Origin of the sequence: Microcoleus sp. PH2017_34_RAT_O_A (genome assembly GCF_020737885.1) — a bacterium.
In the GTDB taxonomy this organism is placed as follows: domain Bacteria; phylum Cyanobacteriota; class Cyanobacteriia; order Cyanobacteriales; family Microcoleaceae; genus Microcoleus.
Window position 1 is genome coordinate 1 of record NZ_JAEQDD010000113.1, and the last position, 22,457, is coordinate 22,457.

A 22,457-nucleotide genomic window follows, 5' to 3' on the forward strand; every position below is an offset into this window, starting at 1 on the left:
AATTCCCAATTCCCAATTCCCAATTCCCAATTCCCAATTCCCAATTCCCAATTCCCAATTCCCAATTCCCAATTCCCAATTCCCAATTCCCAATTCCCATTACCAATTCCCAATTCCCAATTCCCAATTCCCAATTCCCAATTCCCAATTCCCAATTCCCAATTCCCAATTCCCCATTACCCATTACCCAAATAACATATGGCTATGAAATCGGTAATCCTTTCTGAACAAGCAGTCATTCTGGAAAAACCAGCGATTTGGTCGCGCTTGTTTTTGTGGACGATCATGCTGATGACCACTTCTGCCGTAGTTTGGGCTTATTTTGCTAGCGTAGAGCAAGCTGTCCCCGCTGTCGGCCAATTGGAACTCAAAGATGGTGCTAGAGACATCCAAGCGCCTGCTACGGGCGCTGTGGTGAGGCTGCACGTCGAAAATGGCGATCGGGTAGAAAAAAACCAGCCCCTGCTCACTTTCAACCCCCTTGCACCCAGTGCTGATTTAACATCGATTAAGAAAACTAAAGAAGCGCTGGAAAAGGAAAATAAATTTTACGAAGATGTCGTCAGCGGCAAAGTTCAAGGCCCTATTCCTTCCAACCTAGAATCCACAATCAAAGACAGACAGAGCCTTGCTGCACAAAATCAAGTGCTGCAAGCTTTGATTGACGAGCTGTACCTTAACCGGGGAGCCAGCGGAAATTTTGATGCCACCCAGCAAGGACTGTATGTTAATTATCGATCGGAATTTCTGTCTCGGGTAGCCGCCGCCCAAGGGCAAGTTCAGGAGTTGGACAAACAACTCAAGCAAGCTGAAAATGCTGAGAAAGCCGCCGGCGATCAAATGACGGTAGCGCAGCAACAATTGGGTTTTGCTCAGAACCAATTAAATTACTCTCAGCAGCAGTTAGCTTCTTCCCAAGAGCAAGTCAAATCAGCTCTGGCTCAGAAAGATTTGGCTGACGAACAGTTAGCCAAATCCCAACAAGTATTGAAGTCCAATCAAGGCATTTTGGGCAGACTAGGCCCGCTGGTAGAGCAAGGAGCGATCGCTGAACTGCAAAGAGAAAAACAGGAACAAGATGTTTTCAGAGGCCAAAGCGACGTTCTGAAACAGCAAGATCAAATCAAACAGCGCGAAGGCGAAATCAACGCCCGCAAAGGCGAAATCAACACCCGCCGAGGTGAGATAAATACACGCCGAGGCGAAATTAATGCGCGTCAAGGTGACATCCAAAAAATTACCGCTGAAGTACAGCGCCAGCAAGGAGAGCAAGCGCGCATTCAGGAGTCGATCGCCCGCGCCCAAGAACAGTTGAAAAACACCAAGGATGCCTGGGCCAAAGAACTTTACAGCAAAATTGCTGAAAACCAGAAACAAATTGCCAGCAGCGATTCTCAACTCAGCCGTTTTAAAGTAGAAAACCTGAAAAAGCTGTCCGAAGTAAATGCTCAGCTAGAAAAAGCCCAGCAAGTCCGCGATACTCAAATTATGAAGGCTCCCGTATCCGGCGTTATCTTCGATTTGAAACCTTCTAAGAAGGAGAATGCGAAGTTGGATCTAGCTAAAGATCCGATATGCCAATCCATTATTAACTCAGTGGTGAAGCCGGGAGAACCGCGCCCCAAACGCTGCGAAGAAGCTTATTACGAAGCGCAGCAAACAGAGAAGCTGCTCAAGGTTTTGGATGATGAAAACGGCTTGCAAGCAGTTGTTTACCTGGAAAATAGCAACGTAGCTCTTGTTTTGGATGGTATGAAAAACAAGCGAGAAAAATTAGAAAAATATCACGGCAAACAATTAGATGGAGAAAAGATTGACTGCGAAAAAGGTAAAAGCTGCCTGTGTCCTGAGAAGGAAGTTAATAGAGAGAAATTGGGTTTGACAAAATACCAATGCGTACCTGTGGATATAAATGTTGAAGCTTTCCCTGCGCTGGAGTTTGGTACTGCTGAGGGTGAAGTGAAAGAGATTAGCAGCGATGCTGAACCTCCTACTGAACTCCGGAAATACTACGCTTTCAAAACCAAAATTAAGCTGAAGACTCAAAAGTTTATTTTGAACAAGGGCAAGCCAAATGAACAGGAAGTTAACTTGCAGTCGGGAATGGCGGTAAGTTCTAATATCAATATCGGCAAGCGAACTGTTTTGCAGATGTTTATCAACCGATTTACTGGCAAACTGGATACATTCAAGACTGTTAAGTAATTCGGTTAACAGAATTGAATAGGACTAAAGTCCTCACTACAAACTTGATGACTGGTTTGTAGTGAGGACTTTAGTCCTAATTAGCCCGGTTCGTACTGAGGACTTTAATCCTAATTCCCCCAAATTATGAGGACTTGCATTCCTCACTACAAACATGATGAGAATGATTTAACGATATTAATATAAAATAGTGATGGCAATTGGTGCGATCGCACATTCATGAAAAAAAGTATTTTATTTACGCTATATCTGATTCCTGTTGTCCTTTTAATCGGGTTTGTAGCCACTTTTAGCGTTAACGTACCCATTGATGACGAGTGGAGGTTGGCTAGCCTGTTTGAGAAAATAGCTCAGGGAAGTGTAACGTTTAACGATTTTTGGGCTTTGCACAGCAACCACCGCATAGTCTTTCCGAAATTAATTATCGCTGTGCTGGTTTTTGCTTCCAGATGGAATATTAATTATCAGTTGTGTCTCAGCATCGGTTTGGCTGGTATAACTTTTATGACTATGTACAAGTTATCCTCGATGCAGGTTAAGAATGTTGGGGATAATTTGTGGCATTTAGCTAATATTTTAACTTGTATTTTACTTTTCTCCCTGGTTCAACATGAAAACTGGCTTTGGGGATTTCAATTAGCTTGGTTTTTTGTAAATCTGTGTTTTATAGCTGCGGTGTATGCGCTGGTTTCAACTCACAAATTATTGCCTAATATTAGAATTTCTATTGCTGCTATATTCTGTTTTATTGCTAGTTTTTCTCTGGCTCAAGGTTTGCTATCTTGGTTTGTGGCGGTTCCGGCTGTGGTGGCTTTGGAGGGAAATCGAGTACAGAAAAAAAGAAGATTAATTGTATGGATATTGCTGTTTGCAGCAACTTGTGCTATTTACTCAATTGATTATCATCCTAGCCGTAAAACAAGTATTATTGCATTGTTGAATAAGCCGCTGGTGGTAATTGATTATTTTTTGAGTTTATTGGGTTCGCCAATTGTTAGATCACCTGGACTTTCTGCATTTGTAGGATTGGTAATATTTGCAAGTTTTGGATTTTTTGTATGGCATTTTGGGAAGAAGATTCTATTAACTAATTTGGGATTGGGTGGGGACGGGCAAGATGCCCATCCCACAATTGATTTGGGATTGCTACATCAGGCCTTGCCTTGGCTGTCAATAGGTTTGTTTTCGGTTTTGTCGGCTTTGTTTATTACGGCTGGTAGGGCGGAATTTGGGGCAATTCAGGCGATCGAATCTTCTAGATATACGACTAATTCGATTTTGCTGTTAATTGCTTTGGTTCAGCTAGGACAATTGTTTATTCGAGAAACAAAAGCTCTGTTGAAATTCAACTATAAATTGATTTTTAGAGGAGTTTCAGGGCTATTAATTGGTATAATTATTGTTAATTCTCAGCAGGCGATCGTCCAAACTAGCTCTGCACTTATTTACAAACAAGGCGCTCAAGATTGTTTGCAGTTAATTAACTATCTCGAACCGTCGAAGTTTTTCAACAATTCGCCCGAAAGCTGTTTGAGAGTGTTGAGTAAAAAAACTTGGCTGGTGAGAGAAGGCGCTGCAATTATCGATAAAATGGGTTGGAGAAAGTTCGCCAAAAATGTAGATTTTATTCCTAATACCAAGAAAGTTTACGGCTATTTAGACAAACCTCCAACGGGCGATAAATTATTGAAAGCTGCTGGTTGGGCGGTTTTGCCAGACAATAGGAAACAGCCGAATATTGTACTGCTATCTGTCGGCGATAAAAAATCTTTTTTTGCTAACGCTTATGTAAATTTGGACAGTCCCGATATTGCTAAGACTTTGAAATCACAGTTGTACAATAATGCGAGGTGGGCGGTTGATGTGTCTGGTGGCGATTTAGCGATCGCCCAAACCGATATCAAAGCTTGGGTGTATAATCCTGTTGACAACCAGTTTGTCAGGTTGCGCGGCGGTGCTAGGGTAACAGTGGAGGATAAAGAGTGAAAATTTCTGTGATTATACCAGCCCACAATGAAGAGGGCTGTTTGGAAGGTACTGTGCGGGCTTTAGCCCAGACGCTCGATTTAGAAGGGATTGAGCACGAAATTTTGATTGTGAATGACAATAGTAGCGATCGAACTATTGACATTTGCCAGGAATTGTCAGAGACTTTTGGCACAGTTAGATACATCAACAATCAACCTCCCAACGGTTTCGGATTTGCCGTGCGTCGGGGTTTGGCGGAATTTGAAGGCGATGCTGTGGCGATTGTGATGGCGGATGCTTCCGACGATCCCGTAGATTTGGTAGCAGGATACCGTCAATTGCAAGCAGGATATGATTGCGTTTTCGGTTCCAGATTTATCAAAGGCGGCTTTGTCGTTGATTATCCAATTCACAAGTTAGGAATTAATCGCTTAGCAAACTGGTTTGTCAAAAGTATTTTCGGCTTGCGTTACAACGATGTCACGAATGCTTTTAAACTATATCGCAGAGAAGTGATTGAAGGTATACAACCGATTTTGAGCCATCACTTTAATTTGACTGTCGAACTTCCCCTAAAAGCAATTGTCCGGGGTTTTTCCTATACGGTGATTCCTCTGAGATGGTACAATCGGACTGCTGGTATTTCTAAGTTGAAAATAAAAGAGATGGGAAGCCGGTATTTGTTTATTGTCTTGTATGTCTGGCTGGAAAAACATCTCTCTCGCGGCGACTACCACCGAACAAGAAAGATGAATGAGTTAAAAGCAGTTGACACTTGATAGTTAAGTATGGGAATTAAACCATTTATGCGTAAGGGGATCGGGCTTTATTCATGAGGTTATTTACCAGAAAGAATTGGTTGAAAGCCCCAAGTCTTTGAGGGAGAAATTAAAATCAGACTATTCATTACTCCAATCCTCGGACTTAAGGGTAGAGGTCGCTCTCAAACTGTCAACTGTCAACTGTCAACTGTCAACTGGCAACTTATAGCGGTTCTCAGAAAGATTCGCGGACGTTGTTGGGCTTAAGCCCTCTTAATTTAGTGGTTATGTAAGGATTCAGTCATACCTCATCTTTTTGAGAAAGGCTATAGATAACGGGCGCAACCTGCGAAATGATTACGAAAAAATGGTCAAATAGCTCAAAAGTGCGATCGCGCGGTAAAATTTAACTTAGGAGGCTATGGGGAAATTTGGTTGAAAAGATATACTAAATTGAGAGGATTAAGTCATGGTTTTTACAGCCCAAGAAATGGCAAGATTGATGCCAGATGCCAGTCAACTTGAAAGTGATGAGCCAGAAATGGAAAGTTCCCTACATTATATTCAATTAGCATTATTAGTTGCCTGTTTGGAATGGCAATGGCGCGATCGCAATGACTTTTTTGTTGGAGCAAATCTGACGGTTTACTACAGCCAGCAACAATTGAAAAATCGGGATTTTCGCGGTCCTGATTTTTTTCTGATCGCCGATACCGAAAAACGTCCGCGTCGTTCCTGGGTAGTTTGGGAAGAAGAGGGGAGATATCCCGATCTAATTATAGAATTGCTATCTAGTTCTACCGCCAGAGTCGATCGCAACGAAAAAAAGATATTATATCAAAATCGGTTTAGAACGCCCGAATACTTTTGGTTCGATCCTGAAGATTTGGAATTTGCTGGTTTTCGTTTAATTGGTCAAGAATATCAAGCTATTCTTGCCAATGAATTTGGTAGATTGTGGAGTGAGGTACTAGAATTATATCTGGGAATTCACGATGGGAAATTGCGTTATTTTACCCCAGATGGTGAGTTAGTTGCTACGCCAGAGGAAGCTGCACTGCAAGCCCAAGAGCGAGTCGAACGTTTAGCAAATCAGTTGCGGGCTTTGGGCATTGAACCAGAATAGCTGTCAAAATTAATTGACAGATGATTAAGTTTTAATGCGAGACATATAGCCTTTCTCAGATAGGTGAGGTACGTTGTTGGGCTTCAGCCCTCTTATATTTATTATATAGTAAGCGAGGTCGCATCAAAAACTCCATTTACAGTCATACCTCATCTTTTTGATAAAGGCTATACCTCAACACAATTTAACAGCAGTAATTAATCCTCTAAGAAAGTTGAGTCAATGCCTGAGAGAATTTTAATTGTGGGCGGTGCGGGTTTTATCGGCAGTTGTTTGGCAATTGGCCTGAAGAAACTTCACCCGGAATGGCAAATAATTTGTTTGGATAACCTGCGCCGCCGGGGTTCGGAATTGAATTTGCCTCGGCTTAAAAGTTGCGGAATTCAGTTTGTTTACGGGGATATTCGCACGGCGGCTGATTTAGATCCAGTTGCACTCAATGCTGATTGTATTATAGATTGCGCTGCGGAGCCTTCTGTGCTGGCGGGTTTTAGTTCGCCTCAGTACGTTTTGCAGACAAATTTGCTGGGTACTGTAAATGTTTTGGAGTTGGCGAGACAAACTGGTGCGAGTTTATTGTTTTTGTCTACAAGTCGAGTTTATCCGATCGCCTCTGTCAAGTCTATCAAGTTATTGGAGTTGGATGATAGATTTGCGATCGCCCCAGAGCAAACATTACCCGGTATATCGGAGTTAGGCATATCAGAAGATTTCCCACTAAAAGGACACCGCTCGCTTTACGGAGCAACTAAATTAGCGTCGGAATTGCTGATTGAGGAGTACAGGGAAGCATACAACGTGCAGGCAATTATCAACCGCTGCGGGTTAATTACCGGTGCTTGGCAAATGGGGAAAGTAGATCAGGGAGTTTGCGGTTTGTGGGTGGCGGCTCACTATTTTCAAAGGTCGCTTAATTATATCGGTTTTGGCGGCAGTGGTAAACAAGTTAGGGATTTGCTGCACGTTGAAGATTTGCTGAGATTAGTCAATTATCAGTTGGAACATTTTGCTGAATTTGATGGTGAAGTGTTTAATGTTGGTGGCGGTTTGAACAACAGTCTTTCTTTAGTTGAAGCAACTGAATTGTGCCAAAAGATTACGGGAAAGTCTATTACAATTAATCCGGTTTTGGAGGGACGGGCGGGGGATATTCCGATTTTTATTACCGATTCTTCTAGGGTGATGGAGAAGACTGGATGGCAGCCTATGATTGGGCCGGAGGCAGCTTTGCAGGATATTTATGATTGGATTGCTGCTAATGAAGTGGTTTTAAGTTCGATTTTGTAGGGATTTTTCAATCGCAGATTTTTAATAGTAAGGTGCGTCGCTAAGATAATTTTTGAACCTAGTTGAGTGACTGCAAGCGACGCACCCTACCGCGAAATTTCATCCCCGTCTAAAATTCCCACCATTACTTTAAATAAATCGTCTAAATCGTCAGGTACTCTAAACAAATGAGTGTCTTGGAAAATAGTTTGCTGATTTCGATCTAACTTGCCAAATCGCCAGACATCTCCCATTGTCACAGCACCGTAAAATATATTTTGGTCTTCCACGTGCGACATAGCAATTAATTGTACAGCTAGTTGAGTAAATCCTCTAGTCATATCGTCGTTTTTTGCTTCAATAACTAGCAACTCTTGATTTGACTTCACGAGATAATCTAAATTTCCCTTTAACCAGCTATTAACGTTGAGAGTATACTCAAATCGCAGTTGACATTGACAGTATCGGATCAGATCCAGAAGTACAGGGGATACTAAGGATTCTCTTCTAGCTATTTCGCTGCTGAGACTGACTAAGGGAAGGATATCTTCTATTTTATCTCTCAGCTCTATCAGTCTATCTAACTGTCTAGTTGTTTTCGGTAAAGATAACCTTCCTTTGCTTAGTGAGTAATCAAATTCTGCTAAAATTTGATCGGTTTCATAAGGTAAGTCAAAGTATGAACGAAAGGTATATTCTCGACCTTCCTGTAAGATTTTTTGCTTGGTCATAAAAACACTCGGTAAGTGGGAAACGAGCGTGGCTTTAGCCCGCTCGAGGAAAACGACCAGGCGGTTTCAACCGCCTTGAATCCCCCTTGCGAGGGAGAGGGGTATGGTTGCCCCTCTAGGGAGATCTGGTTGTCTCCAGACCCTTTCGGGTAATGTTCGCCTCGACCTGGTTATAAAGGCTTGTTATACCTGCAACACTGTAAAGCGTGACTTTAAAACTGTTTAATTGCAGATGACAGAGCGGAAAACTGGCGTCGCATTCGCCGGTGTCGTGACCGGTGGGGGACGTCTCCTCAGAAGAGGGGTCTGGTCAGAACAGCTTGCAATTTCTTACAAGCTCAGTGGCGTTGATTCCCTGAGTTCCTGACAGTGTTTTCAATCACAATCTGTTTATTTGTACATTATATATCAATTTTTCTAAGCCGGTCGAATGAGTAATTTCCTGTCCTTAACAAAATTCATCATTTATCCCCAAACTTCTGTCAAATCCAAGACAAAACCAGGCAACACATCTTCGCCGGACAAAGTTGCAGGATTTTCCAGCAATTCTAATTCTTGGTTCTGTCTGTAAATCTCCACTTTTCTGTTTTTTCTATCTATCAACCAACCCAACCGCACCTGGTTTTCCATGTATTCTTGCATTTTATCTTGCAGCGGTTTGATTCTGTCAGTTTTAGAACGGAGTTCCACCACAAAATCTGGGCTTAACGGAATAAAACCTTCTTTTTGTTCTGGGGTTAGTGCATCCCACCTTTCTTGACACACCCAAGCTGCATCGGGAGAGCGATCGGCCCCATTTTGCAGGTGAAAACCAGTAGAAGAATTAAATGCTTTACCGAGTCTAGTACGCCGATTCCACAGCCAGATTTGCCCTTCTATATCCAGATTTCGATATCCTGTTTCGCCTCCGGTTGGTGGGTTCACGATTAATTCTCCTGTTGCTGTGCGTTCTAATTGTAACTCTCGGTTGGCGATCGCTAATTCTACAAACTGTTCGCGGGTAACGGTGAGCGTTAGTGCAGGCGGAATATTGAGTGCAATATCAGCCGATGAGTTGGTTTGTACCATCATTTTTTCCTAAAATTGATGCTGTTTTAGCAAATTAATCCTCATCTCAGAAAGCCCAAAACATAGGACAATTTGCAATTTTTATTATAACAATTCAAAGTTCGTAGGTGACAGCCATCGCTCCAATCGGCGATCGCCATCACCATCAATTTCTACTCAGCAAAATAGCGGGTCAAAATCCGCATGATTTCACCGCTAATCGGCGATGGGAGAGGCGGACTCCACTCATCAATCTTGGCGAAACCCAAGATGTGCAGGATGTCTACGATCCAGTTAACGCCCTTGGGAGTGCCGCACAGCAGCAAGCGGACGGGTTTTTTGTCGGCGGGCGCGTCGGGAATTTCTTCGCGCAGTAGTTCGGGAACGGACTTTGGTGTTGATATCATAGAGTTATCTCCTAATAGGGTTATCTCCTGAATGTGGGAGTCCAAACCCCTGCCGCGTCTCGATTGCAGTCTGAAGCGGTGGGGGTTTGGTCTTGGGTGTACGCTTGTAATAAGCTAACATAGCTTGTAAACCTATGTCAAGAGGTAACGTGCAAAACTAGAATGTTAAAGAAAGCAGTGATGAGAAAAAGACGATCGTGCCACCGAAGAACCTCAGACGAGTAACCACTTACGTCCCTCCTGAAATAGCCAAAGCATTAGAGGAATGGGCCGAGAAAGACGAGCGATCCGTATCTTGGCTGGCTGGAAAGCTGATTGAAAAAAGTGTTAAAGAGTATCAAAGTCAAGAACAGCAACAAGCATCTACACCGGAGGTGAAAGAATGAATCCAACAGCTATTAACGCTCTGTGAGTTGGTTAAAGATTGGATCGAAGTTAAAATGTGAGTCAATTTAAAAGAGAAAAACCTAATGGGCGGGAAGCGTAAGCTTGAGTTGATAGCTGTGTATGTAACCAAGGAAAAAAAGGAGGCTCTTGAGGAATGGGCTACTTCTGAAGAACGTTCTGTTTCATGGATTGTTAGCAAGGCGATCGACAAAGCACTGGAAGACCGTCAACAGCAGCAAACTGAGGCAAAACAGGATACACAGCAGTGAAAGTCGATCGCACTTTACTGAAAATTTCATTGCTACTCATTAGAAAAATTAGGCTTGTCAACCATGCACACCATTGGTGCTTTTGCGATTATTGACAGCGGCGGCAAGGTACTGCTGTGCCATCGCACCGATAGGGATGCTTGGAACTTGCCTGGTGGTAGGGTTGAGGCGGCGGAAACTCCGTGGGCTGCTGTTGTCCGTGAGGTGGAAGAGGAGGTTGGTTTGCTGGTCAAGGTCATAGGTGCGATCGGCATTTATGCTATACCATCGCGATCGGACTTGGTGTTTACATTCCGCTGTGAAGTCGTTGGGGGTAGCCTGCACACGACGGAAGAAGCAGATGACATCAAGTGGTATCTGCCCTCGGAGTTGCCTATCAACACGTTTTCGAGTCATGTCGAACGCATCCATGACGCCTACGCTGGGCGCAGCGCGGTTTTGCTGAAGACGCAGGAGTAATCTTTTGTCAGTGAGTTGGTTAAAGATTGGGTAAAAGCTAAAATGTTAGTATTAGTAGAATCTAGTGAATTTTGGGACTTGCTAAAATGAACACTGTTAAATTATCGATCGATGGCGACCGCCAGACTGTAGTTTTACCGAAAGAATACCAGTTTCAAGATAACGAAGTTTACATCAAAAAGATAGGTAACGTTGTTGTTTTAATTTCCAAAAACAATCCGTGGCAAATCTTGTTTGATAGTTTAAAACTCTTCTCTGAAGATTTCATGGAAACTAGAGAACAACCTGTTTTGGACTAACGTGAGGGAACTGTCACGAATTCCAGGTTTAGTCATAAAAAATTGGATTGGGTAGTTAGTTGAGAAGTGCGTTAGCTAAGCCCTCGCAGACGATCGCGATTCGCTTGAATAGAATTTGCGGAAACTAACGTGAGGATATTGATGTTATTAGAAGACCGGGCGGTTGAAACCGCGTCTATACAGACAAAACAAGCCGGACGCCGGTTGAAGAACGGTTACAATTATGTTATTTTCTTTACACCGCGGAGGCGGACTTCGTTTGTGTAAACCTGGTTTCAACCGCCGTCTTCTTTCTTCTCCCACCAATCACCTCGGAATGCCAGCATGATGATACCTCTCGATCCGATTATCAGCGCCCTTACCAGCATCGCCAACCCTATAATTAAAGATAAGTTTCAGCGCAGCGAAACAGTCATCAAATTACTCAAAAAATTTAACCTCGACCCCGAACATCCGCTACCAGATTTCAGCAGCGTTTACGCCTATACTTTGGTAGAATACGGCGTCGGCAAACCCAAACCAATTTTACAACTATTCCGAGAAGAAGAAATTAAACAAGCATTTCGCCAAGCATTCGATCGCAATTCTCCGACTAATTTTCTCCAGCAAGGAGAAGATTTTCTCAATGCCTATGCTTTGGGAGATGAAATTAAAGCTTTAGGGATTGACATTCGGCGCGAGTTTGCTGCTTTTTCTGCAGTTTTTATCGCCGTCACCAAGCGCACCCGCAATCCGAAAGAAGCTTTTACCAACCATCAGATTGATTCAGTACATAAACAGATTGTAGCAGTTCAAGAAAGGATCGATCGACTCCCAACTTTAGAAGGAATGCGCGCGGAAATGGCGCGGTTGGCTGTGGAAATTAATCCGGCTTTACCAGCAGGAAATGAAACTGCGGTAAAATCCCAAGGGTTTGCTTTGGCGCAGCAGATGCGCGGTTGGTTTGAAATATTGGGCTACGATTTTGAGCCGTATCAGGTTTGGGAAGATAACTATTTTGAATGGATTATTCGGATTCCGGTGAGGCGCGGCAGATTCGATCGCATTTTGATTCGCGGTATGGCAGGAGAAGCGGGAATTCAAGATGTTGGGGCGCTGCGAGAGTCGGTAAAAACGCAAAAAACCGATGAAGGTTGGCTGGTGACGGCGCGGCGGATTTCCAAAGCAGCGCGCAAGGAAGTTGACAAACCAGAAAATCGCCATCTCGATTGTTATACTTTTGATGAATTGATTGATGTTGATGCGGATTTTAGTGGCTATATCGACTGGTTGGAAAATGAAGTTAAGCGCAGGCAAATCGATGGCAAATACGTGCCTCTCGGTTGTACAAAAGCCGAGTTAGATGGCATTAATAAGCGACAAATTGATGCCAGTTATTACGGCGCAGAGGACGGCTGGATTGACGGTTATATCGACTTGTGGATGGACGATCCGGCGAAGGAACATATCTCAGTTTTGGGCGAATTCGGGACGGGGAAAACTTGGTTTGCTTTTCACTATGCTTGGACGGCTTTGCAGCGATATCAACAGGCAAAACAAAAAGGAACTCAACGGCCTCGCTTGCCTTTAATTATTACTTTGCGCGACTATGCAAAAGCTTTGAATGTTGAGAATGTTTTGGCTGGTTTCTTCTTTACTCAGCACAATATCCGACTGAATAGCGAAGTGTTCGACCAACTGAATCGGATGGGTAAGTTGCTGTTGATTTTTGACGGATTTGATGAAATGGCCGCCAAGTGCGATCGACAACAAACAATTAACAACTTCTGGGAACTAGCAAAAGTAATTGTTCCCGGTGCCAAAGTAATCTTAACCTGTCGGACAGAACACTTTCCCGAAGCCAAAGAAGGACGCGCTTTATTGAATGCGGAATTAAAAGCCTCGACTGCCAATCTCAGCGGAGAAACGCCGCAGTTTGAAGTGTTAGAATTAGCAGCATTCGACGACGACCAAATCCGTCAGGTATTGTCTCACCAAGCCGATGCCGAAACTGTGGCACAGGTGATGAACAATCCGCAGTTATTGGATTTAGCACGGCGGCCGGTGATGGCGGAATTGATATTAGAATCATTGCCGGATATTCAAGCAGGTAAACCCGTGGATATGTCGCGGGTTTACCTGTATGCGGTGCGGCGGAAGATGGAACGGGATATTAAGGCAGAAAGGACGTTTACATCGCTGGCAGATAAACTATTTTTCCTGTGCGAACTGTCCTGGGAAATGCTGTCAACAGACCAGATGAGTTTGAATTATCGGCTGTTTCCTGACAGAATTCGCCGCTTGTTTGGTGCTGCGGTGCAAGCAGAAAAGGATTTAGACCACTGGCATTACGACATGATGGGTCAAACCATGTTAATTCGCAATGCTGAGGGCGATTATTCTCCGGCACACAGGTCGCTTTTGGAGTTTTTTGTAGCCTATAAGTTGGCGGCTGAGTTGGGGGTTTTGCCCGCTGATTTTGCGGAGTTGTCCCAGGCACAATTGTATTTGGATAATTCTGTTGAGTCGGTGAATTATACTTGGTCGGGGTATTTTAGCCGTCAGGTGGATAATGCGGGTGAGATTGTGCCGATTCCGGCTTTGAAGGGTTTTGTGAGTGAAAGTTTGGTGCAACTTCTCAATAGTTTTGGGCGGGAAACTTTGACGAAAGCGGTGATGGATTTGTTGGTGCCGATGCTGGCAAAAATCGAGTTTGTGGGTGAGGTTAAGTTGAGACTTTTGGAAATTTTGGAGGCGACGAAAGGTAAAACTGAGGCGGAAGTTGGTTATATTGGTGGGAATGCGGCGACGGTATTAGTGAAAGTTGATAATGTTGCTTTGGAAGGGAGAGATTTATCGGGGGCTGTGATTAAAGGTGCTGATTTTTCTAATGCTAGTTTGCGGCGTGTCAATTTTGCTGGAGCGAATTTGAGTGATTGTGATTTTATTAAAGTTTTTGGCATAGTCTTTGCAGTAGCATTTAGTCCTGATGGCAAACTGTTAGCTATAGGTGGTACAGATGGCGTAGTTCGTTGTTGGGATGTTGCTAGTAGAAAAGAACTTTTGACCTGTAAAGGTCACAGCAGTTTGGTTCGTTCAGTCGCATTTAGTCCAAATGGTGAAATCCTAGCTAGCGGAAGTAATGACCGAACTGTAAAGTTGTGGGATTACCGCACAGGTGAATGCCTCCAAACTTGTCAAGGTCACAGCGATTTAGTCATCTCAGTTGCATTTAGTCCAGACGGTCAAATCTTGGCTAGCGGAAGTAATGACAAAACTATCAAGTTGTGGGATTGCCATAGCGGTCAAAGCCTCCAGACTTGGCAATATCACAACGATTGGGTACTTTCAGTTGCATTTAGTCCAGATGGTCAAACTCTAGCTAGCGGAAGTAGTGACAAAACTATCAAGTTGTGGGATTGCTACACAGGTGAATGTTTTCAAACTTGGCAAGGTCACAACGATTGGGTAAATTCGGTTGCATTTAGTCCAGATGGTCAAACTCTGGCTAGCGGAAGTAGTGATAGAACTGTCAAGTTATGGGATTGCTACACAGGTGAATGTTTTCAAACTTGGCAAGGTCACAACGATTGGGTAAATTCGGTTGCATTTAGTCCAGATGGTCAAACTTTGGCTAGCGGAAGTGATGATCGAACTATAAAATTATGGGATTGCCACAGCGGTGAATGCCTACAGACTTGGCAAAGTCACAGCGATTTTGTGCGTTCAGTTGCATTTAGTCCAGACGGTCAAATCCTAGCTGGTGGTAGCGGTGACAGAACTGTCAAGTTGTGGGATTGCTACACAGGTGAATGTTTTCAAACTTGGCAAGGTCACAGCGATTGGGTACGTTCAGTCGCATTTAGTCCAGACGGTAAAATCTTGGCCAGTGGCAGTAATGACAAAACTATAAAGTTATGGGATTGTCACAGCGGTGAATGTCTCCAAACTTGGCAAGGTCATAGTCATTGGATAAACTCAGTTGCATTTAGTCCAGACGGTAAAATCTTGGCTAGTGGCAGTAGTGACAAAACTATAAAGTTGTGGGATTGCCACAGCGGTAAATGCCTCCAAACTTGGCAAGGTCACAACAATAGGGTACGTTCAGTCGCATTTAGTCCAGACGGTAAAATCTTGGCTAGTGGCAGTAGTGACAAAACTATAAAGTTGTGGGATTGTCACAGCGGTGAATGTCTCCAAACTTGGCAAGGTCACAACAATAGGGTACGTTCAGTCGCATTTAGTCCAGACGGTAAAATCTTGGCTAGTGGCAGTGGTGATCGAACTATAAAGTTATGGGATTGCCAAAGCGGTGAATGCCTCCAAACTTGCCAAGGTCATAGCAATTTGGTAATCTCAGTTGCATTTAGTCCAGATGGTCAAATCTTGGCTAGTGGCAGTGGTGATCGAACTATAAAGTTATGGGATTGCCACAGCGGTGAATGCCTCCAAACTTGCCAAGGTCACAGCAATTTGGTTCGTTCAGTTGCATTTAGTCCAGACGGTAAAATCTTGGCTAGTGGCAGTGGCGATCGAACTGTAAAATTGTGGGATTGCCACAGTGGTAAATGCCTCCAAACTTTTCAAGGTCACAGCGATATTGTAAGTTCAGTCGCATTTAATCCCGACGGTAAAATTCTGATTAGCAGTAGTGGTGATGGCACAATTAAGTTTTGGGATGTCAAGACTGGTGAGTGCCTCAAAACGCTGATAGCTGAAAGACCTTATGAGAGTATGAATATCACGGGCGTTACGGGTTTGACGGATGCTGAAAAAGCGACGATCGCATCTTTAGGGGCTGTGTGCGATCTGGTTTAATATTGCGGGCGATCCGAACTTAATAAACCGGGTTTTTCGGAAATTTAAGGCTGCGGCGGGGATTTTGCCAAAAACCCGGTTTCTGCCTGATTTCATAAATTTGTTGTGGCAGAATTTGGCGGGCGATCGCTCTTTATCCCCAAACTTCTGTCAAATCCAAAACAAACCCTGGCAACACATCTTCACCCGACAAAGTAGCAGGATTTTCTAGCACTTCCACTTCCCGATTTTGCCGATAAATCTCCACTTTTCGGTTTTTCCGATCTATCAGCCAACCCAAACGAGCACCATTGTTCATATATTCTCTCATCTTGACTCGCAGCGGTTCCATGTTGTCACTTTTAGAACGAAGTTCTACCACAAAATCGGGACACAATGGAATAAAGCTTTCTTTTTGTTCTGATGTGAGTGCGTCCCACCTTTCTTGACGCACCCAAGACGCATCAGGAGAGCGAATAGCCCTATTTGGTAGGTCAAAACCAGTAGAAGAACTAAATGCTACACCGAGTTTAGTCTGGCAGTTCCACAACCAGATTTGTCCGCCGATTTCCGAGTTTATTATTCCTGCCTCGCCTCCGGTGGGCGGGTTTACGATTAATTCTCCTGTTGCGGTGTATTCTAATTGTACATCCCGATTTGCGATCGCCAATTCGATGAACTGTTCGCGGGTAACGGTGAGTGTGAGTGTTGGCGGAAGATTGATTGCAAGGGCGGCGGATGATTTAGTTTGTGTCATCATTTTTGTCCTTAAACTGATCCTTTTATGGCAGATTCATCTTAATAGCCCACAGTCTGAAATGCTTGATAATTCGTCATTTTTATGATAACACTTGGATGTGACAGGCATAAAGGGCGATCGTATCTGATATCATAGAAAAAAGTTCCACACGGAGAACCGAAAAATGGTAACTTCTACAGTTGTCGCCCCGGCATATAAAACCTACTCTCTAGAAGCATGGATGGAAAGTCCACCGGATCTCCAAGAGTGGGTTGATGGCGAATTATTGGAGAAAAATGGCATGACTCTCAAGCATAGCGAAGTACAGGGAAATCTTTACTTTTGTTGGAGAAACTACAAAGACTCCAGCGGACAGGGAGGAAAAGTTTATACCGACGTTCCCTGCCGTACCAATAAGCAGGGACGCTATCCTGATGTTGCCTACCTTCCCCCGGAATTAGCAGCACAATTTGGCAGTCTCAAAGTGCTGCCGCAAAGTTTTCCTTTATGTGCTGAAATTGTTTCCCCAACAGATTTAGCGGAAGATGTAATTGCGAAAGCTACGGAATATTTGGAATCGGGAAGTGAGGAAGTTTGGCTGGTATATCCAGAAAACCAATGGGTTATTGTAGTCACAAAACAAACCCGAATTATCTTTATTGCTGGGGAAGTTGTTAGCACTCAAATTGTTTTGCCTGGTTTTAGCATTCCCGTCGATGAATTATTAAAATAAGCTATTTTATTCAGTCGGCGGAGGCCGACTTTGTTTGTATAGTAGCGGTTTCAACCGCCGACTCTTATCTTCGACGCCTTAACAAACATTTGCCCGCCCAAAAAACGCCATAAAAAAGGCAATTTCAGGTAAACCTTTAACAACAACGGCGAAGCCGGCCGCCCTTTCGTCGAAAACGGTAAAAATCTCGGTATCATCACATCAACTTTAAACCCGACAGTTTGTAAAAGCTCTTGCAGCGATAAATGCGTAATCGGTAATTGATGATCGATAAAATCGTAGTATTCCTTGTAAGAGTATTTGAAGTTTGGCTGAATTACCAAAAGAGAACCGCTAGGCTTCAGCGCATCAAAGCAAAATGAGATGATTTCTACAAGTTCCTCTTTGTTGCGGAGATGTTCAAAAAAGTTTGAGATAAAAATGCGATCGAACTGTTGGCTAAAAGAAGTATGCTTGTCTAAATTAAGCACATCAATATTCAGCACCTTGACATCAGCATCAGCAAATAACTTGGAATCGATCTAAAACAGCCGATTCTGGAGGAACATAATCTTGTAAAAATTCGTCAATTAAAACTTTCCAAAGTGCCACCTTGGCTTGCATCTGTCGGGAATCAAATCGGTTTGCATACAATTTTTTGAGATATGTGTCAGTTTTCATAGTAAGATAGCATAGACTGAGTATAAGTTTATCACGCGATACAGCCAACTATGAATGTTATATCTACAGAAATACCGGATGTTCTGATAATTGAGCCTAAAATTTTCGGAGACGATCGCGGTTTCTTTTTTGAGAGTTTCAATCACCAAGCTTTTGTCGAAAAAACAGGTGTGACAGCAGAATTTGTGCAAGACAATCATTCCAAGTCTTCTAAAAATGTGCTGCGCGGTTTGCACTACCAAATGCAGCAGCCTCAAGGTAAATTGCTGCGGGTTGTTGCGGGCGAAATATATGATGTGGCGGTGGATATTAGAAAAAGTTCGCCGACTTTCGGACAGTGGGTGGGCTGTTTGATTAGTGCTGAAAATAAGCGGCAATTTTGGGTGCCGGCGGGTTTTGCTCACGGTTTTTTAGTAGTATCAGACATTGCTGAAGTTTTGTACAAAACTACAGACTACTATGCACCGGGACACGAGCGGTGTATTGTATGGAATGATCCTGATTTGGCGATCGCCTGGCCGCTAGATGGTGCCGAACCAATTTTATCACCTAAAGACAAAGCCGGACAAACATTGAAAAGAGCTCAAGTGTTTTAGATAATGAAAATTTTACTCGCAGGCGGTAGCGGACAGCTAGCTCAAGAATTACAGCCCATACTATTATCTGTGGGAGAGGTCATTTCAGTCGATCGCACTTCCGTCGATTTATCCCAACCCGAAACCATCCGCCAAGCAATGGCTGACATTCAACCGGATGTAGTCGTGAATGCCGCTGCTTACACTGCGGTAGACAAAGCCGAAACCGAAGCAGACTTAGCCGAAGCAGTCAATGGTATCGCACCCGGAATCTTTGCAGAAGAATGCGAGAAACTGGGAGCAAGTTTAATCCACTTTTCCACTGATTACGTATTTGACGGTAGCAGTGGTTCTGCTTATCTCGAAACAGATTCTACAAACCCATTGGGAATTTACGGGAAGTCCAAATTAGCAGGCGAGGAAGCAATTAGAAAAGCGGGAAACCGACATATTATTATTAGAACCGCCTGGGTTTACGGTAACGGCGGCAAAGGCAACTTTGTCAAAACCATGCTGAGATTGGGCAAAGATAGGGAAGAACTTCGGGTAGTAGCAGATCAGATTGGAAGTCCAACTTCGACGGCAGATTTGGGGGCTGCAACTGCCCAAATCATCCCTCTGCTTGGGCTAGAAAGTTTTGGGACTTACCAGTATACTAACAGCGGTGTGTGTAGTTGGTACGATTTTGCGATCGCCATTTTTGAAGAAGCAGAGAAACTCGGCTTTCCCCTCAAAATTAAGCGCGTAATTCCCATCACCACCGCCGAATATCCCACACCCGCAAAACGTCCCGCTTTTTCTGTACTTTCCACAGTAAAAATATCAGCACTTCTGGGAACCTATCCTCCCCACTGGCGGCAAGGGCTCAGACAAATGCTGGTTAAACAGTTGACAGTTGACAGTTGACAGTTGACAGATGTGCGAGTGACAGATGCCCGAAGTTTTTAAGACGGGATTTAAACCCCGCCTTAAAAACAATTTGCCTTCTAGGTAGGGGCTAACAACCATTAAATAAGTGAAATAAATAATTGAGTAAATCTTTAAAAATATCTATCTCCGAATTCATGAAAATCAAGAACCAATATGTTTTAATTATCACCTCAGTTATCGGCATTCTCATACCAGCGTCATATATTTTGTACTTGATATCCCAAGCGGGAGACTTGTCTAATTTTGATTATTGGTGGATGACTTGGAATTTTTATTCAGTAGACGGTTTCTCTACAAATCCTTTTAATTGGATATTTCGGGCGAATGAGCATTTTGTCTTGATTCCGGCGATTATCTATGGCTTGAATATTATTATCACCCAAGGTTCAAATATTGGTTTATGTTTGATTGCTTGGTTTTTGGCTTGGATTCAGTGCTATGTCTTGATTGCTTTACTACCTTTAAGATTAAGGAATTTTCCACTACAATTTATCTCAGTCATCCTGTGTATTTCTATTTTTAATTTTACTCCGGCGGCGGCACACAACTGGATGCGGGGATTCAGTGGCGTCCACTGGATTATTGCTAATTTATTTGTAATTTGTTCGATATTTTGTTTGCAATCCTATGTTAATTTATTATTAAATAGCAGAGAAGCACAACCTTTAGGTATTCATTCTCCGGCAAAGATTGGGAATGAGGGATGGCAACAAAACAAGTGGGTAATTGGTAGTATTGTTTTTGGGATTTTAGGTTGTATTAGTTACAGCACTCCTTTAGGTTTGTGGCCGATATTGTGTGGGGCTGCGATTGTGCTTCGGTTTCCTCGGCGGATAACTTATTTGTATTTTGCTGCTTCGATTGCGGTGATTGGTATTTATTTCTTAACTTACAAAACTCCGTCCAATCATCCTTCTTTAACTAAAATCAATCCGCTGAAAACTCTCGAATATATTCCGATTTATCTCGGGGGTATTTTTACCGAAAACATTATTGTTGCGTCAATTATTGGTATAATTGGTTTGATTGCTGTAACGGGTTTTGTGGGTTATTGGCTATTGGTAAAAAAGTCTGTGCAGCTTGGCTATCCTGTAGGAAATCGCCAAAATTGGCTGCCTTGGCTGTCCATCCAATTGTACACCCTGCAAACGGCTTTAATGGCCGCAGTTAGCCGATCGGGATTTGGAGTCGAACAGGCTACCGCTTCCCGCTACGCCACACTCCCAGCCTTGTTTTGGATGAGTACAATTATCCTCATAGTGCTTGCGGTGCGCGAGTTGCAGCCCACACCGAGAATCCAAGGACGATGGCTGACACCGCTGTTTGCAGTCGTGATAGCAGCCGTCATTTTAATGTACGGGGTGGGAGGCGAAACTGCAATGGCGATCGCCCGCAGAGCAACCTATCAACCGCTAGTAGCACTATCATTGCAATTAGGCATCACCGACATCACCCTAATTAAAGAGAGAGTAGGAAACAAACCCGCCGCATTTGTCGGGTTAATCGATGCCTTAAAAACTAACAACTTAGTACCATTCAATCGAGACATCAAAAAATACAACTTTTGTGCAGCATTAGACACAAAAATCGACCGGAATTTACTCTCAGCCCCCAAAGACGGAGTACCCGGATATTTTGATACAATCACCAAACTCGCACCAGCCGCCGCCAGAGTAATTGGTTGGGTAGGAGATCCCGAAAATCATGTAAAATGTATTGTCATTCTCAACCAAGAAAATGTAGTTCGAGGTTTCGCTATGTCAGGATTTCCCCGCCCCGACTTAGTTAACTTATTTGGGGTAGCCTACGAATCCGCAGCTTGGAGAGGATACATTCAAACATCGCCAACCGATAAATTATTGACAGCCTATGCTTCATTCAAAAACCGCGAAGGTTGGGTAGCTTTGCGAAACTCCCAAGCGATAGACATCTTGCAAAAATAATTGGGACGATGCTCAAAGCCCATCCCACAATAAAACAAAAAATTGTGGGATGGGCTTCTAGCCCGTCCCCCAAAAATGATTAAAAGGACTTTTGCAATCTTCTCTAATCAATAACACTTACAAAAATCAGCTATGCAAAAAGATCTCAGCTTTGTAATTCCCGTTCACAATGAAGAAGCAACACTGAAATTACTGTTTGAAAAAATTACCATCGTCATGTCCCAAACAGGAATCGCAAGTTACGAAGTTATTTTCATAGACGATGGTAGCCGCGATGCTTCTTGGCGAGAAATTGTCGATTTAGCTGTTCAATTTCCCCAACGAATTAAAGCGATAAGAATGCGCCGCAACTTTGGCAAATCCTCCGCACTTTCAGCAGGATTTCGCAATGCAGCAGGGAAAATTATCTTTACTCTCGATGCAGATTTACAGGATGATCCCGCCGAAATTCCCAAATTTTTAGATCATTTAGAATTGGGATTTGATTTAGTTTCCGGTTGGCGAAGAAAGCGCAACGACCCGCTTTCTAAAACTTTACCTTCCCGCTTGTTTAATACAGTTGCGTGTTTGCTGACTGGGGTGCAAATGCACGACATGAATTGCGGTTTCAAGGCTTATCGCCGGGAGGTTTTGCATTCGATTAAATTGTACGGGGAATTGCACCGCTATATTCCAGCATTAGCAAATAATTTAGGTTTTAAAATTGGCGAAGTAGTTGTCGAACACCATCCGCGCAAACATGGCAAATCCAATTATGGCTGGGAACGCTACGCGCGGGGATTTATTGATTTGTTGACGGTGTTGGCGACGACGCAATATTTGCACAAACCGGGTCATTTGTTTGGCGGATTGGGGTTGTGTTTTGGCTTGGTGGGAACTTTTTCGCTGAGTTATTTGATTGTGATTTGGTTTCTGAATTTAGCCGGGATGCACTTTGGGCCGATCGGGAATCGACCTTTGCTATTTTTTGGGATTTTGTGTACAATTCTGTCGGTGCAGTTGATTTCTTTGGGGATTTTGGCTGAGTTGATTGCGCGGAATGTGGCTGCTGATTATGTGGATAAGCAGATTTGCGAAATTATTGATGATTCGGGTTTTGATATTTAACTGTTGATAAGATTCGGCGGTTGAAACCGCTTCTATACAAACAAAGTCGGCGCAACGCCCGACTAAATG

Annotated in this window: 22 protein-coding genes; 15 read left to right on the forward strand and 7 right to left on the reverse strand. The window is 43.4% G+C overall.

The genetic code is table 11. From position 1 onward, the window contains the following. The coding region (locus JGK11_RS28200; protein WP_293213764.1) for a hypothetical protein at positions 1-184 on the reverse strand (184 nt) is incomplete at its 3' end. Positions 185-204: 20 nt separating this feature from the next. On the opposite strand from JGK11_RS28200, the gene JGK11_RS28205 reads away from it, so the two are divergent. The 5 genes from JGK11_RS28205 to JGK11_RS28225 all read left to right on the forward strand — a co-directional run bounded on the left by JGK11_RS28205 (position 205) and on the right by JGK11_RS28225 (position 7,347). Then, positions 205-2,205, forward strand: coding sequence for a chromosome partitioning protein ParA (locus JGK11_RS28205; protein WP_293213765.1), 2,001 nt, complete (start codon positions 205-207; stop codon positions 2,203-2,205). Positions 2,206-2,424: 219 nt separating this feature from the next. After that, positions 2,425-4,191 carry a hypothetical protein gene (locus JGK11_RS28210; protein WP_293213766.1) on the forward strand — a complete coding sequence of 589 codons (1,767 nt, stop codon included), beginning with the start codon at positions 2,425-2,427 and terminating at the stop codon, positions 4,189-4,191. Further along, entirely contained in the window at positions 4,188-4,952 is a 765-nt protein-coding gene (locus JGK11_RS28215) for a glycosyltransferase family 2 protein (protein WP_293213767.1), read from the forward strand. The genes JGK11_RS28210 and JGK11_RS28215 overlap by 4 nt, the downstream gene beginning before the upstream one ends. A gap of 451 nt (positions 4,953-5,403) precedes the next feature. Beyond that, on the forward strand, positions 5,404-6,060 hold the full coding sequence (locus tag JGK11_RS28220; RefSeq protein WP_293185943.1) for a Uma2 family endonuclease: 657 nt from the start codon (positions 5,404-5,406) through the stop codon (positions 6,058-6,060). 222 nt (positions 6,061-6,282) lie between these two features. After that, complete coding sequence (locus JGK11_RS28225; protein ID WP_293213768.1) at positions 6,283-7,347, forward strand: NAD-dependent epimerase/dehydratase family protein; 1,065 nt, start codon at positions 6,283-6,285, stop codon at positions 7,345-7,347. Positions 7,348-7,433: 86 nt separating this feature from the next. On the opposite strand, the gene JGK11_RS28230 is transcribed toward JGK11_RS28225, so the two are convergent. The 3 genes from JGK11_RS28230 to JGK11_RS28240 all read right to left on the reverse strand — a co-directional run bounded on the left by JGK11_RS28230 (position 7,434) and on the right by JGK11_RS28240 (position 9,511). Continuing rightward, on the reverse strand, positions 7,434-8,057 hold the full coding sequence (locus JGK11_RS28230; RefSeq protein WP_293185945.1) for a hypothetical protein: 624 nt from the start codon (positions 8,055-8,057) through the stop codon (positions 7,434-7,436). A 465-nt stretch (positions 8,058-8,522) separates the two neighbouring features. Next, positions 8,523-9,125, reverse strand: a complete 603-nt coding sequence (locus tag JGK11_RS28235; RefSeq protein ID WP_293213791.1) for a Uma2 family endonuclease — start codon at positions 9,123-9,125, stop codon at positions 8,523-8,525. A gap of 152 nt (positions 9,126-9,277) precedes the next feature. After that, positions 9,278-9,511, reverse strand: coding sequence for a hypothetical protein (locus tag JGK11_RS28240; RefSeq protein ID WP_293213769.1), 234 nt, complete (start codon positions 9,509-9,511; stop codon positions 9,278-9,280). Positions 9,512-9,708: 197 nt separating this feature from the next. On the opposite strand from JGK11_RS28240, the gene JGK11_RS28245 reads away from it, so the two are divergent. From JGK11_RS28245 to JGK11_RS28265, 5 genes are all read left to right on the forward strand, one after another. After that, on the forward strand, positions 9,709-9,897 hold the full coding sequence (locus JGK11_RS28245; RefSeq protein ID WP_293185949.1) for a hypothetical protein: 189 nt from the start codon (positions 9,709-9,711) through the stop codon (positions 9,895-9,897). An 84-nt stretch (positions 9,898-9,981) separates the two neighbouring features. Continuing rightward, on the forward strand, positions 9,982-10,167 hold the full coding sequence (locus JGK11_RS28250; protein ID WP_293185950.1) for a CopG family transcriptional regulator: 186 nt from the start codon (positions 9,982-9,984) through the stop codon (positions 10,165-10,167). Positions 10,168-10,230: 63 nt separating this feature from the next. Further along, a complete protein-coding gene (locus tag JGK11_RS28255) occupies positions 10,231-10,626 on the forward strand; it encodes an NUDIX domain-containing protein (RefSeq protein ID WP_293213793.1) in 396 nt (131 codons plus the stop codon). A gap of 86 nt (positions 10,627-10,712) precedes the next feature. Continuing rightward, positions 10,713-10,925, forward strand: a complete 213-nt coding sequence (vapB, locus tag JGK11_RS28260) for a type II toxin-antitoxin system VapB family antitoxin (protein WP_293193538.1) — start codon at positions 10,713-10,715, stop codon at positions 10,923-10,925. 324 nt (positions 10,926-11,249) lie between these two features. Then, positions 11,250-15,722: a pentapeptide repeat-containing protein gene (locus tag JGK11_RS28265; RefSeq protein WP_293213771.1), complete on the forward strand. Its 4,473-nt coding sequence runs from the start codon at positions 11,250-11,252 to the stop codon at positions 15,720-15,722. A 133-nt stretch (positions 15,723-15,855) separates the two neighbouring features. Here JGK11_RS28265 and JGK11_RS28270 read toward each other — a convergent pair whose 3' ends face one another. Continuing rightward, positions 15,856-16,458 carry a Uma2 family endonuclease gene (locus tag JGK11_RS28270; RefSeq protein ID WP_293213795.1) on the reverse strand — a complete coding sequence of 201 codons (603 nt, stop codon included), beginning with the start codon at positions 16,456-16,458 and terminating at the stop codon, positions 15,856-15,858. Positions 16,459-16,624: 166 nt separating this feature from the next. Between JGK11_RS28270 and JGK11_RS28275 the strand changes: the two genes are divergently transcribed. After that, the gene (locus JGK11_RS28275) at positions 16,625-17,173 is read left to right on the forward strand and encodes a Uma2 family endonuclease (protein ID WP_293213773.1); all 549 of its coding nucleotides are present in this window, start codon (positions 16,625-16,627) and stop codon (positions 17,171-17,173) included. 50 nt (positions 17,174-17,223) lie between these two features. Here JGK11_RS28275 and JGK11_RS28280 read toward each other — a convergent pair whose 3' ends face one another. Further along, positions 17,224-17,643: a hypothetical protein gene (locus JGK11_RS28280; RefSeq protein WP_293213775.1), complete on the reverse strand. Its 420-nt coding sequence runs from the start codon at positions 17,641-17,643 to the stop codon at positions 17,224-17,226. A 28-nt stretch (positions 17,644-17,671) separates the two neighbouring features. Next, positions 17,672-17,833, reverse strand: a complete 162-nt coding sequence (locus JGK11_RS28285; RefSeq protein WP_293213777.1) for a hypothetical protein — start codon at positions 17,831-17,833, stop codon at positions 17,672-17,674. Between the two features lie 50 nt (positions 17,834-17,883). On the opposite strand from JGK11_RS28285, the gene rfbC reads away from it, so the two are divergent. The 4 genes from rfbC (at position 17,884) to JGK11_RS28305 (ending at position 22,388) form a co-directional block, all read left to right on the forward strand. Next, positions 17,884-18,429: a dTDP-4-dehydrorhamnose 3,5-epimerase gene (gene rfbC / locus JGK11_RS28290; protein ID WP_293213779.1), complete on the forward strand. Its 546-nt coding sequence runs from the start codon at positions 17,884-17,886 to the stop codon at positions 18,427-18,429. Between the two features lie 3 nt (positions 18,430-18,432). After that, positions 18,433-19,314: a dTDP-4-dehydrorhamnose reductase gene (gene rfbD, locus JGK11_RS28295; protein ID WP_293213781.1), complete on the forward strand. Its 882-nt coding sequence runs from the start codon at positions 18,433-18,435 to the stop codon at positions 19,312-19,314. A 158-nt stretch (positions 19,315-19,472) separates the two neighbouring features. Then, positions 19,473-21,281 carry a hypothetical protein gene (locus JGK11_RS28300; protein ID WP_293185963.1) on the forward strand — a complete coding sequence of 603 codons (1,809 nt, stop codon included), beginning with the start codon at positions 19,473-19,475 and terminating at the stop codon, positions 21,279-21,281. Positions 21,282-21,413: 132 nt separating this feature from the next. Beyond that, on the forward strand, positions 21,414-22,388 hold the full coding sequence (locus JGK11_RS28305) for a glycosyltransferase family 2 protein (RefSeq protein ID WP_293198743.1): 975 nt from the start codon (positions 21,414-21,416) through the stop codon (positions 22,386-22,388). Positions 22,389-22,457 lie beyond the last annotated feature (69 nt).